The following is a 12,119-nucleotide window of genomic DNA, read 5'->3' on the forward strand; positions in this document are numbered from 1 at the left end:
CCTCCTGACCTGCGAAGCCGGCATCACAGCTGCCACTGCCGCGCCACGGTCTGCGCGATTTCGCGCGCCTGCGCGTCCAGGGCCAGCAGGTCTTCCAGACTGCCCAGTGTAGGCGGCAGCAAGGTCTCGAGCGTGCGCAAATTCACAGCGTGGATACGGTCAAATGCCAGGCGCCGCTCCAGGAAGGCGGCAACGGCGACTTCGTTGGAAGCGTTGAGAACCGCCGTGGTTCCCTCGCTGGCGTGCAGCGCCTGCCAGGAAAGGTGCAGGCCCGGAAAGCGCACGGCATCCGCCTCCTCGAAGGTCAGGGCAGACAGCTTGGCGAAATCCAGGGGCGCCGCACCGCTGGCGATGCGGCGGGGCCAGGCCAGGCCGCAGGCGATGGGCACGCGCATGTCGGGCGTACCCAGTTGCGCGAGCACCGAAGCATCCTTGAACTGCACCATGGAGTGCACGATCTGCTGCGGATGGATGACGACCTTGATCTTGTCAGGCGCCATGTCGAACAGCCAGCGGGCCTCGATCACCTCCAGCGCCTTGTTCATCATGGTGGCCGAGTCCACGGAGATCTTGCGCCCCATGGAGAAATTCGGGTGCGCGCAGGCCTGCTCCGGCGTGATCTCGGACAGGGTGGACGGATCGCGCAGGCGAAAAGGCCCGCCCGAGGCTGTGAGCAGCAGACTGTCCACGCGATCGGGCCAACTGGTGCGGTCTTCGGGCAGGCACTGGAAGATGGCCGAGTGCTCACTGTCAATGGGCAGCAGCGTTGCGCCGTGGCGCTTGACGGTGTCCATGAACAGTGCACCGCCAACCACCAGCGCCTCCTTGTTGGCCAGCAGCAGACGCTTGCCGGCGCGTGCGGCAGCCAGGCAAGGCGCCAGGCCCGCCGCACCGACGATGGCCGCCATGACGGCATCGGCTTCAGGATGCGAGGCGATCTGCTCCAGCGCGTCAGGCGACTGCAGCACTTCGGTGGCCAATCCATTGCTGCGCAGCTGCTCAGCCAGCAGCCTTGCATGCGGCGCGCTGGCCATGACGGCGTAGCGGGGCTTGAATTCGGCACACTGGCGCAGCATCAGGTCCACCTGCGTGGCCGCGCTGAGCGCAAAGACTTCGTAGTGATCGCGGTGGCGCGCCACCACATCCAGCGTATTGGTACCGATGGAGCCTGTGGAGCCCAGGACGGTGATTTTCTGCTTCATGAATGCGCGAAAGAGGAAAGCATCAGGGCCAGCGGCAGGGTCGGCAGCAGGGCATCGACGCGGTCGAGGACGCCGCCATGACCGGGTAGCAGGCCACTGCTGTCCTTGACGCCGACGCTGCGCTTGACCAGGGATTCGACCAGGTCGCCGACCACGCTCATCGCGGCCATGAAAACAACCGCCAGCAGCAGGAACCAGGCCCCGCGCGCCAGCAGCAATGAATAGAAACTGGGCACGGCCACCGCGTAGTGGCGGTCGGCCCAGACCCAGACCAAGGCCAGCACCACAACGCCTGCCATGCCGCCCCATACGCCTTCCCAGCTCTTGCCGGGGCTGATCGTGGGAGCCAGCTTGGATTTGGTGAATTTCAGGCCCAGGGTCCGTCCTGCGAAATACGCGAACACATCGGCCACCCAGACCAGCACCAGCACCGACAGCAGGAAGTTGATGCCCATCATGCGCGCCTGCACCACGGCGACCCAGGCCAGCCACAAGGCAAGCACTCCACCGACCAGGCGCACAGGCGCTGCAATGCGAGGCCAGCCAGCCACGCCGGCACGCAGCAGCGCCCCGCCACCCAGCACCCAGGCAGCACCGGCAACAATCCAGAGCGCTGACAGCGGACGCTCCAGCCAGCCGGCAGCCCAGGCGCCCAGGCACATCGCCGTGCAGATGGCGCCTATGCCGATGGCGCCCGCGGTGCCAAAGCCGTTGAGACGCCCCCATTCCCAGGCACCTGCCGCCATGAGCACGAGCACGACCACGGCGAACGGAATACCCGTGGGATAGAACAGCGCAGGCAACAGGATGGCCAGCAGGATCAGGGCGGTGATGACTCGCTGCTTGAGCATGGCTCCCCCTTGTTCAGGACGTCTGCGGATGGGACGACGTCGGTTGTGATTGTTGTACTTGCGCGGAAGTCTGGCCGAAGCGCCGCTCGCGTGAAGCGAAAGCCGCGATGGCCTCGTCCAGGCAGGCCTCATCGAAATCAGGCCACAAGCTGTCACTGAAGAAAAGCTCGGAATACGCAGCCTGCCACAGCAGGAAGTTGCTGATGCGCATTTCCCCGCCGGTACGGATCAGCAGATCCGGGTCGGGCACATGGGCCAGCGCGAGCGCGCGGTCCAGGCTCTGCGGGGTGATGGGCTCACCCTTCTCTGCCAGCCGGGCAGCTGCCTGTGCAATGTCCCAGCGTCCGCCGTAGTTGAAGCAGACGTTGAGAACCAGGCGATTGTTGTGCGCAGTGACGGTCTCGGCCTGCGCAAGGCCCGCGCACACTTTATCGCCCAGGCCACTGCGGTCACCGATGAAATGCAGGCGCACGCCGTCGCGGCTCAGTTGCTGCACTTCCTTGGCAAGCGCATTGGCCAGCAGGCCCATGAGACCGGAAACCTCCTCTTCGGGGCGGTTCCAGTTCTCGGAAGAGAAAGCGAAGACGGTCAGGACCTGCACGCCGCGCTGGACGCAGGCGCGGGCGCAGCGGCGCAGTGATTCCACGCCCTGCTTGTGGCCGGCCAGTCGCGGCAGAAAGCGGCGATTGGCCCAGCGTCCATTGCCATCCATGATGACGGCAATATGGCGCGGCACCGCGCCGGAGTCTTGTTTGGTCAAAGGTACGGACCCTGAGGCAAATGAGGCAGGACGCCTCAGACCGCCATGATGTCTTGTTCCTTGGCCGCCACCAGCGTATCGATCTCGGCGATGTGCTTGTCGGTCATCTTCTGGACATCGGCTTCGCAACGCTTTTGATCGTCTTCCGAGGCTTCCTTGTCCTTGACCAGCTTCTTGACGGCTTCGTTGGCATCGCGGCGCAGGTTGCGCACGGCGACCTTGGAAGCTTCGCCTTCATTGCGCGCCAGCTTGGTCATTTCCTTGCGGCGCTCCTCGCTCATGGGAGGCATGGGCACGCGGATCAGGTCGCCCAGCGAGGCGGGGTTCAGGCCCAGATCGCTTTCGCGGATGGCCTTCTCCACCTTGGCCGACATGCTCTTTTCCCAGGGCTGGACGCTGATGGTGCGCGCGTCAAGCAGGGTGACGTTGGCCACCTGGGACAGCGGCACCATGGAGCCGTAGTACTCCACATGGATGGAGTCCAGCAGCGATGGATTGGCACGACCGGTGCGCACGCGCGCAAGATTGTTCTTGAGCGCTTCGATGGACTGGCCCATCTTGGACTCGGTGGTCTTCTTGATGTCTGCAATCGTCATGTTCTTGTTCCTTGAAGAGCTGTGTAACGCGGTATCAAAACGCTCAAGCGTACACCAGCGTGCCCTCGTCCTCGCCCATGACCACGCGCTTGAGCGCGCCGGGCTTGACGATGGAGAACACCCGGATCGGCAGCTTCTGATCGCGGCACAGCGCAAAGGCGGTGGCGTCCATGATGCCCAGGTTGCGCGAGATGGCCTCGTCGAAAGCCAGCTTGTGGTAGCGGGTCGCGTCGGGGTTCTTCATCGGGTCGTCGGTGTAGACACCGTCGACCTTGGTGGCCTTGAGCACCACCTCGGCGCCGATTTCAGCGCCACGCAGCGCGGCGGCCGTGTCGGTCGTGAAGAACGGGTTGCCGGTGCCGGCAGCGAACACCACCACCTTGCCCTCCTCGAGGTACTGCAGGGCCTTGGGGCGCACATAGGGCTCCACGACCTGCTCGATGGCAATGGCCGACATCACGCGGGCTGTCAGCCCCTGCTTGTCCATGGCATCGGCCAGGGCCAGGGCATTCATGACCGTGGCCAGCATGCCCATGTAGTCGGCGGTGGCACGGTCCATGCCGACCGAGCCGCCAGCCACGCCGCGAAAGATGTTCCCCCCACCGATCACCACCGCCACCTGGACACCAACCTTGGTGACCTCGGCAATTTCGGAAACCATGCGCTCGATGGTCGCACGGTTGATGCCGAACGAGTCATCCCCCATGAGTGCCTCACCGGACAGCTTGAGCAGGATGCGCTTGTGGGCCGGTGTGGCGTGGGTCATGGTGTTTCTCCGAAGTGGTGGATGATGATGGATGGTGAAGGGAACGGTTCGGTCGCCCGGAAGGATCAGGCGCCGGCCTTGGCGGCAGCCACCTGGGCAGCCACTTCGGCAGCGAAGTCGTCGACCTTCTTTTCAATGCCTTCGCCGACCACGTACAGGGTGAAGCCCTTGACGTTGGTGTTGGCGGCCTTGAGCATCTGGGCCACGGTCTGCTTGCCGTCGGCAGCCTTCACGAAGACCTGGTCGGCCAGCGAGACTTCCTTCAGGTACTTCTGCACCGAGCCTTCGACCATCTTGGCGACGATGTCGGCAGGCTTGCCGGACTCGGCAGCCTTGGCGGCAGCAACGGTACGCTCCTTCTCGATCAGCTCGGCGGGCACGTCGGCGCTGGTCACGGACACGGGCTTCATGGCGGCCACGTGCATGGCGACATCCTTGGCAGCCGTGGCATCGCCGTCGAACTCGACGACCACGCCGATGCGCGAGCCGTGCAGGTAGGAAGCCAGGCTGGAGCCTTCGAAGCGCTTGAAGCGGCGGAAGGACATGTTTTCGCCGATCTTGCCGATCAGGCCCTTGCGCACGTCTTCCAGCGTGGGGCCGAAGCCGTCCTGCTCATAGGCCAGTGCGCTCAGCGCGGCCACGTCGGCGGGGTTTTGCTCGGCGACCAGCTTGGCGGCGGCGTTGGCCATCGCGATGAAGCTGTCGTTCTTGGACACGAAGTCGGTTTCGCTGTTGACTTCGATCATGGCACCCTGGTTGCCATTGATGAAGGCGGCGATCACGCCTTCGGCGGTCACGCGCGAGGCAGCCTTGCCAGCCTTGGTGCCGAGCTTGACGCGCAGCAGCTCTTCCGCCTTGACCAGGTCGCCTTCGGCTTCGGTCAGGGCCTTCTTGCACTCCATCATGGGCGCGTCAGTCTTTGCGCGCAGTTCAGCCACCATGCTTGCGGTAATTGCAGCCATCGTATTTCTCCAATGTCAGTTCGATTCGTTACAGGATTTCGGCTTAAAAAAACGGGGCTACCCTGAGCCCCGCTTTTTATTCGGCGACGAGGTCGCTCAGCCGGACAAGCTCAATCAGGCAGCGGATTCTTCCACTTCCACGAACTCGTCACCGCTCTCGCCGGATGCGGCCTTGACCACGTCGGTCAGTGCAGCAGCGCGGCCTTCCAGGATCGCGTCGGCGATGCCTTGGGCGTACAGTTGCACGGCCTTGGCAGAGTCGTCGTTACCGGGGATGACATAGTCGATGCCTTCGGGATTGTGGTTGGAGTCAACCACGCCGACCAGGGGGATGCCCAGCTTCTTGGCTTCGGCCACGGCAATCTTGTGGAAGCCCACGTCGATCACGAAGATGGCGTCGGGCAGGCTGTTCATGTCCTGAATGCCGCCGATGTCCTTTTCCAGCTTTTCCAGTTCGCGAACGAACATCAGCTGTTCCTTCTTGCTCATGGCTTCCAGACCGGCTTCCTGCTGGGCCTTCATTTCCTTCAGACGCTTGATGGACGTCTTGACGGTCTTGAAGTTGGTCAGCATGCCGCCCAGCCAGCGCTGGTCAACGAAAGGAACGCCAGCGCGCTGGGCTTCGGCAGCCACCAGCTCGCGGGCCTGGCGCTTGGTGCCGACCATCAGGATGGTGCCGCCGTTGGAAGCCAGCTGCTTCACGAACTTCTGGGCGTCCTGGAACATCGGCAGCGACTTTTCCAGGTTGATGATGTGGATCTTGTTGCGGTGGCCGAAGATGAAGGGGGCCATCTTGGGGTTCCAGAAACGGGTCTGGTGACCGAAGTGGACGCCTGCTTCCAGCATATCGCGCATAGTGACGGACATATGAATACCTCAAAGGTTAGGTCTAAAATCCAGCCCGACAATTGCCCCCCGGATACAGGAAGCAACACCTTGAAGGGACTGGTTTGCGATTGACTTTGCAACGGGGGTTGCAAGCATGGGCAGGCATTCATGACGAACACCTCGCACCCCAAAGCCATCACCTGATCTCCGGCAATTCCGAAGAAAATCAGGGTGAACCCCTAGCAAAGCCGCAAGATTCTAGCATACGCCATCCCAAGACTGAGGCTTCGCACCCAACGCGCGCTCACACCCCGCATAGCCACGGCTGCCGCATCGGCCACACACTCCTGTAGTGATAGCTACATCCGCTTGATAATTCAGGCACTTCAGCAGATTCCACCCCAAAATGAACATCGCGATTGTGGGCGCCGGCAGCATTGGCGTTGCGACAGCCCACGCACTGGCCCAGGTCGGGCACGAGGTCACCGTCTACGAGCGCCATGGCACGGTGGCCGAGGAAGCCAGCTTCGGACATGCCGGCTGGCTGGGCCCCAGCCTGCTCCAACCGTGGAGCGTCCCCGGTCTCTCCACCACAGAACGCTCACCCACGCTTCCCGGCCGGCAGGCTTTGCCACGCCTCGGCTCCGGAAACCTCGCAGCCCAGCTGCGCTGGCTATGGCAATGGCGCCAGGCTGGGCGGCGCCTGCGCAAAGCCGGCGAACCCACAGCCACGATGGCGGCACTGGAGACACTCACCCAGCGCAGCCAGCAGTTCCAGCAATCGCTGTGGCGGCAGTGGGAGCTGGACCCGGAATATGTCTCCGGCAGCCTGGTGCTGCTGGGCAGCGAGGCCGACCATGAGCAACTGAAACCTGCACTGGCAGCGCTGGCCGAGGCCGGCACGCGCTGCGAGGCACTGGATGCCGCCCAGACCCGCCTGCGTGAGCCCGCGCTGGGCGAGGAGACCGCACTCGCAGGCTCCTTGTATTTCCCGCAGGCTGGCGCCGCCAACGGCCGCCTGGCCACGCTGATGCAAAGGCAGGCCGCACAGTCCGCAGGAGCACGATTCGAGACGCAACGCCTTGTGCAGCGACTGCAGCCCGGCGGCGCCGAGCGCACCGCTCGCCTGCAGCTGCAAGGCGAAGACACGCCCCGGTCGCACGATGCCATCGTCGTCTGCGCTGGCGCCGAGGCCGCAAACCTGCTCGCGCCGCTGAGCCTGCGCCTGCCCATGATCGCCCTGCGCGGCTATGGCATCAGTGCTCCGCTGCGCGAACAAGGCTACGCGCCCCGCCACGCCATCGTCGACTGGAGCGAGCAGATGACCCTGGTGCGCCTTGGCCAGCGCATGCGGGTCGTGGCCGGCGCTGAACTGGGCAGCCACGGCCCCATGCACGAGGCCACGCTGCAGCGCATGTACCACCGACTCAACATGGTCTTTCCCGGCAGCGCCGTGCTGACCTCGGGCGTTCAGATCTGGCATGGCACACGCATGTGCACAGCCGATGGACTGCCCCTACTGGGCGCCAGCGGTTTGCCCGGCATCTGGCTCAACCTGGGCCATGGCAGCTGTGGTGCCGCCATTGCCCAAGGCTGCGCCAGCATGCTGAGCGACCTGATGGACAACCGCACCAGCTTCCTGGACAGCGCATTGCTGGATCCGCGCCGCTTCGGCTGACCGCTGCGGACACCCCGCCCTGCGGCTGGCGGCTATGCTCAGGCCATGCTGCGCATTCCCACATCCACCGCATTGCCACTGTTCGATACAGTGGCCACACGCACCCTGGAACAGCAGGCCGCGGCCCGACTGCCCGAACACTGCCTCATGCAGCGCGCAGGCATGGGGCTGGCACGCCTGGCACGCGCCATCGCCCCTCACGCCAACCGCATCTGGATCGCCTGCGGCCCTGGGAACAACGGCGGAGACGGCTTGCAGGCAGCCGCCTGGCTTCAACAGCACCTGAACACGATGCCGGCACGATCCTGCAATTGCCGCATCCTGGTCAGCTGCGTGCGCGAACGCGTCCGCATGCCCGCCGACGCGCGTGCCGCATGGGATGCGGCCCACAAGGCCGGCGTGCAATGGATCGCCCACATGCCCCCTGACATGGGGCCTCAGGATCTGTGCATTGATGCCTTGCTCGGCATCGGCCTGCGCCGACCCGACACGGCAAGCCCACCCACCCGAAAAGATGACCGATTGCTGTCGCTGCTGCGCAGCCTGCAGTCCGGCATCAGCCCCGTCCTTTGCGTGGACATCGCATCCGGCCTGGATGCCGACACCGGGCAATACCTGCCTGGATTCGAGCCCATGAACCTCCCGGTCAGCGCACGGCATACGCTGGCTCTGCTGACACTGCATCCCGGCCTGTTCACAGGAAGCGGCCGCGACGCCTGCGGCCAGATATGGTGGGACGATCTGGACACAGGACTGGCAAGCAGCGCGCCACCCTTCGCCATCTCACCGTGCGCACAACTTTTCTCCCCGGAAGCCCGCGCCCCGCGTCCGCATGCCAGCCATAAGGGGAGCTTTGGCGACGTGGCCATTCTGGGCGGAGAGGGGCTGGAATACCGCGGCCTGTCCATGACCGGCGCCGCCTGGCTGGCCGCACTGGCAGCCTTGCACGGCGGGGCGGGACGCGTGATGCTGGCACTGCTCGATGCCTCGCACGGGTCAGGCCAGGCTATCTCCCCCTGGCCCGAAATCATGTTGCGCAGCCCCGAAGCACAAGACTGGCGCGGCGCCACTGTCGTGTGCGGATGTGGCGGCGGCATGGCGGTGCGCGCCTGGCTACCCCAAATTCTGGATCAGGCGCCCAGGCTGGTACTGGACGCAGACGCACTGAACGCGGTTGCCGAAGATGAGTCGCTGGCCCTGCTTCTGAAAGAACGCAGCCGACGCAGCCAGCACACGGTGCTGACACCGCACCCGCTGGAGGCCGCCCGCCTGCTGAAAATGAGCACTGCCCAGGTCCAGGCCCAGCGACTTTCAGCAGCCAGGCAGCTGGCGCTGCAATTCCACTGCACGGCGTTGCTGAAGGGCTCGGGCACCGTGATCGCCGGATCGCAGGGCGACGGCAATGCATCGCCGCCCTGCTGGATCAACCCCACAGGCAACGCCCGGCTGTCCACCGGAGGAACCGGAGATGTTCTCGCCGGGCTGATTGCCGCGCTATGGGCGCAAGGGCTGGACCCCGCGCAGGCCGCAACACTGGCGGCCTGGCGCCACGGCCATGCGGCAGACCAATGGCCTTCGCAAATGCCGTTCAGCGCCAGCGCGCTGGCCCAGCGGCTGGGCCAATAGACGCCCTCAGGGCTTGCGCCGGGGCTTGGATGTCTTGCCTGCCACCTTGGACTTGACGGCCCCCAAGGCCTTCTTACCCAAGGCGCGCAGCGCCTGCACCGGCGATGGCGGCGGCAACTGCGGCAGACCGTGGTCAGCATCGACGGCGACAGACTTGCGCGCTTCAGCCGCCCTGCCCCTGCGGGAGGCGCGTGCCGCAGGTGCGGACGAACCTGGCACCACGGCCGGCTCACTCACGTCGCTTTGACGCACTGGCGCGGCCGGGCGGGACTGGGCACTCGCATATTCAGCCTCCAGCGCGGCCAGGTTCACGCCCTTGACCATGGCCTTCTTGGACGCCTTGCGCCCCTGCTTGCCGGAAGACACCGCGCCGTCGGATTCAGACCGGGCTCCGCCGGCACCGCCGGAGTTACGCTGCGCACGCTTTTCCTTGGCGTCGCGGCGCCCCCATTTTTCGCCCTGATGGGCTTCCGTGCGCGCCGGCGCCCTGCCGGAACGACCCGAAGCCGGCTGCTCTTCGCCGTCGCGCACCAGGCGGAAATCGATGCGCCGGCCATCCAGGTCCACACGGCTGACCTGAACGCGCAGCCGCGTACCTATGCCGTAGCGGATGCCCGAGCGCTCGCCCCGCAGTTCCTGGCGCGCCTCATCAAAGCGGAAGTAGTCCCCCCCCAGCTCGGTGATGTGGACCAGACCCTCCACATACATGGCATCGAGCGTGACGAAGATGCCGAAGGTGGTGACCGCAGAGACCACGCCTGCGAACTCCTCCCCCAGATGCTCACGCATGTACTTGCACTTGAGCCAGGCCTCGACATCTCGGCTGGCCTCATCGGCGCGGCGCTCGTTCGCGCTGCAGTGCAGGCCTGCAGCCTCCCAGGCCTGGACCTCGGCGGCGGGCGCGCGCTTGCGCGGCTTCTGGCCGGGTGCACTGACACGCGAGGCCAGACGCTTGGCCAGCTTGGCTTCGGCCTCTCCAGGCGTGGGCAGCTCGGGCAGGCGATAGTGCGTGCCTTCAAGCTCGGCCTTGATCACGCGGTGCACGAGCAAGTCGGGATAGCGGCGAATCGGACTGGTGAAGTGCGTATAGGCATCGAAGGCCAGCCCGAAGTGGCCCGAATTTTCAGGCGTGTAGAAGGCCTGCATCATCGAGCGCAGCAGCATGGTGTGGATCTGCTGGGCATCAGGCCGGTCCTTGGTGGCATTGGCAATGGCCTGGAATTCGGACGTGGCCGGATTCTCGCCAAGCGCCATACCCACTCCCATGGCCTTGAGGTAGTTGCGCAGGATGTCCTGCTTCTCCAGCGAGGGCTTGTCGTGCACGCGGAACAGGCCAACGCGGCCGCTGTGCTCGATGAAGTCCGCGCTGCAGACGTTGGCGGCCAGCATGGCCTCCTCGATCAGCTTGTGCGCCTCGTTGCGCGTGCGCGGCACGATCTTCTCGATGCGGCCGTTCTCGTCACAGACGATCTGCGTCTCCGTGGTCTCGAAGTCCACGGCGCCGCGTGCTTCGCGCGACTTGAGCAGCGCCTGGTACACCCCATGCAGATTCAGCAAGTCGCCCACGCGATCGGAGCGCTTGGCAGCCTCCGGGCCACGCGTATTGGCCAGGATGGCAGCCACCTCGTTATAGGTGAAGCGCGCATGGCTGTGCATCACCGCGGGGTAGAACTGATAGGCATGGATATCGCCCTTTGCAGTGATCAGCATGTCGCAGACCATGCACAGGCGATCCACATCGGGATTGAGCGAGCACAGGCCATTGCTGAGCTTCTCGGGCAGCATGGGGATCACGCGGCGCGGGAAATAGACGCTGGTGGCACGGTCATAGGCATCGATATCGATGGCACTGCCCGTGGTCACGTAGTGACTCACATCGGCAATCGCCACCAGCAGGCGCCAGCCCTTGCCGCGCCCGACCTTGGCAGGCTCGCAGTAGACGGCGTCGTCGAAGTCGCGCGCATCCTCGCCATCGATGGTGACCAGGGGCACATCGGTCAGATCGATGCGATTCTTGCGATCGGCAGGCCGCACCCTGTCCGGCAGGGCCTTGGCCTGTGCCAGGCAGGCATCGGAAAACACATGGGGCACGCCGTACTTGCGCACCGCAATCTCGATCTCCATGCCGGGATCGTCGACCTCACCGAGCACTTCAATGATGCGCCCCACGGGCTGGCCGAACAGTGCAGGCGCCTCGGTCAACTCCACCACGACCACCTGCCCGATCTTGGCCGAACCCGTCGCGTTGGCAGGGATCAGGATGTCCTGGCCATAGCGCTTGTCTTCGGGAGCGACCAGATACACGCCGCTTTCCTGCAAGAAGCGGCCAATGATGTTGTGCGCAGGCCGCTCGATGATCTCGACCACGCGGCCTTCAGGCCTGCCGCGGCGGTCCTGCCGCACGATGCGAACCTTGACACGGTCCTTGTGCAGCACCGCACGCATTTCATTGGGAGGAAGGAAGATGTCGCCTTCGCCGTCATCACGGATGACGAAGCCATGTCCGTCGCGGTGCCCCTGCACACTGCCCCCGATTTCGTCGTTCGCGTCGGCACTTTTTGCGTGAGGGTTCATTTTCTTGGTATACAATCTAAATCTTTCCTGAGATGCCCAGGTGGCGGAATTGGTAGACGCACTAGTTTCAGGTACTAGCGGGTAACTCCGTGGAGGTTCGAGTCCTCTCCTGGGCACCAAGTTTAACGACAACCTGCAGAGGTTGCGGTGAACTGAGGAACTATCTTCACAAGAAGGTGGCTCCCTGGCTTCATGACTTGGCCGATCACAGTCTCAAGAAAAAATCGAAGACCAGGACTTCGCTGCAAAAAATGCAGTAGAATTTCAGCTTCAGCA

General features: G+C 64.5%; 10 protein-coding genes and 1 tRNA gene. 3 read left to right on the top strand and 8 right to left on the bottom strand.

The genetic code is table 11. From position 1 onward, the window contains the following. Nucleotides 1–23: 23 nt before the first annotated feature. The 7 genes from ispC to rpsB all read right to left on the bottom strand — a co-directional run bounded on the left by ispC (nt 24) and on the right by rpsB (nt 6,004). Nucleotides 24–1,202 (bottom strand): 1-deoxy-D-xylulose-5-phosphate reductoisomerase, encoded by a 1,179-nt coding sequence (ispC, locus tag ACF8ME_RS23530; RefSeq protein WP_047218936.1) that lies wholly within the window; start codon nt 1,200–1,202, stop codon nt 24–26. Continuing rightward, nucleotides 1,199–2,053 (bottom strand): phosphatidate cytidylyltransferase, encoded by an 855-nt coding sequence (locus tag ACF8ME_RS23535; RefSeq protein WP_016447485.1) that lies wholly within the window; start codon nt 2,051–2,053, stop codon nt 1,199–1,201. The genes ispC and ACF8ME_RS23535 overlap by 4 nt, the downstream gene beginning before the upstream one ends. 13 nt (nt 2,054–2,066) lie before the next feature. Continuing rightward, complete coding sequence (uppS, locus tag ACF8ME_RS23540) at nt 2,067–2,813, bottom strand: polyprenyl diphosphate synthase (RefSeq protein WP_016447486.1); 747 nt, start codon at nt 2,811–2,813, stop codon at nt 2,067–2,069. 35 nt (nt 2,814–2,848) lie between these two features. Continuing rightward, the gene (gene frr / locus ACF8ME_RS23545; protein WP_016447487.1) at nt 2,849–3,409 is read right to left on the bottom strand and encodes a ribosome recycling factor; all 561 of its coding nucleotides are present in this window, start codon (nt 3,407–3,409) and stop codon (nt 2,849–2,851) included. A gap of 43 nt (nt 3,410–3,452) precedes the next feature. Then, nucleotides 3,453–4,175 carry a UMP kinase gene (gene pyrH, locus ACF8ME_RS23550; RefSeq protein WP_016447488.1) on the bottom strand — a complete coding sequence of 241 codons (723 nt, stop codon included), beginning with the start codon at nt 4,173–4,175 and terminating at the stop codon, nt 3,453–3,455. Between the two features lie 65 nt (nt 4,176–4,240). After that, nucleotides 4,241–5,137, bottom strand: coding sequence for a translation elongation factor Ts (gene tsf / locus ACF8ME_RS23555; RefSeq protein ID WP_016447489.1), 897 nt, complete (start codon nt 5,135–5,137; stop codon nt 4,241–4,243). A 114-nt stretch (nt 5,138–5,251) separates the two neighbouring features. After that, complete coding sequence (rpsB, locus tag ACF8ME_RS23560; protein WP_016447490.1) at nt 5,252–6,004, bottom strand: 30S ribosomal protein S2; 753 nt, start codon at nt 6,002–6,004, stop codon at nt 5,252–5,254. A gap of 367 nt (nt 6,005–6,371) precedes the next feature. Between rpsB and ACF8ME_RS23565 the strand changes: the two genes are divergently transcribed. Continuing rightward, nucleotides 6,372–7,643 (top strand): FAD-dependent oxidoreductase, encoded by a 1,272-nt coding sequence (locus tag ACF8ME_RS23565; RefSeq protein WP_047326725.1) that lies wholly within the window; start codon nt 6,372–6,374, stop codon nt 7,641–7,643. 45 nt (nt 7,644–7,688) lie between these two features. Beyond that, complete coding sequence (locus ACF8ME_RS23570; RefSeq protein WP_392418407.1) at nt 7,689–9,269, top strand: NAD(P)H-hydrate dehydratase; 1,581 nt, start codon at nt 7,689–7,691, stop codon at nt 9,267–9,269. 6 nt (nt 9,270–9,275) lie between these two features. Here the strand turns inward: ACF8ME_RS23570 and rnr are convergent, their stop codons facing one another. Continuing rightward, nucleotides 9,276–11,843: a ribonuclease R gene (gene rnr, locus ACF8ME_RS23575; protein ID WP_017404495.1), complete on the bottom strand. Its 2,568-nt coding sequence runs from the start codon at nt 11,841–11,843 to the stop codon at nt 9,276–9,278. Nucleotides 11,844–11,877: 34 nt separating this feature from the next. On the opposite strand from rnr, the gene ACF8ME_RS23580 reads away from it, so the two are divergent. Further along, nucleotides 11,878–11,962: transfer RNA gene (locus tag ACF8ME_RS23580), tRNA-Leu, on the top strand. Nucleotides 11,963–12,119 lie beyond the last annotated feature (157 nt).

This window comes from Delftia sp. WSY_7, from assembly GCF_043104845.1.
Taxonomy (GTDB): Bacteria; Pseudomonadota; Gammaproteobacteria; order Burkholderiales; family Burkholderiaceae_C; genus Comamonas; species Comamonas tsuruhatensis.

Excerpts from the sequence above, each read along its gene's own strand:
- ispC (WP_047218936.1), bottom strand. The coding sequence starts at position 1,202 with ATGAAGCAGAAAATCACCGTCCTGGGCTCCACAGGCTCCATCGGTACC.
- ACF8ME_RS23535 (WP_016447485.1), bottom strand. The coding sequence starts at position 2,053 with ATGCTCAAGCAGCGAGTCATCACCGCCCTGATCCTGCTGGCCATCCTG.
- frr (WP_016447487.1), bottom strand. The coding sequence starts at position 3,409 with ATGACGATTGCAGACATCAAGAAGACCACCGAGTCCAAGATGGGCCAG.
- pyrH (WP_016447488.1), bottom strand. The coding sequence starts at position 4,175 with ATGACCCACGCCACACCGGCCCACAAGCGCATCCTGCTCAAGCTGTCC.
- tsf (WP_016447489.1), bottom strand. The coding sequence starts at position 5,137 with ATGGCTGCAATTACCGCAAGCATGGTGGCTGAACTGCGCGCAAAGACT.
- rpsB (WP_016447490.1), bottom strand. The coding sequence starts at position 6,004 with ATGTCCGTCACTATGCGCGATATGCTGGAAGCAGGCGTCCACTTCGGT.
- ACF8ME_RS23565 (WP_047326725.1), top strand. The coding sequence starts at position 6,372 with ATGAACATCGCGATTGTGGGCGCCGGCAGCATTGGCGTTGCGACAGCC.
- ACF8ME_RS23570 (WP_392418407.1), top strand. The coding sequence starts at position 7,689 with ATGCTGCGCATTCCCACATCCACCGCATTGCCACTGTTCGATACAGTG.
- rnr (WP_017404495.1), bottom strand. The coding sequence starts at position 11,843 with ATGAACCCTCACGCAAAAAGTGCCGACGCGAACGACGAAATCGGGGGC.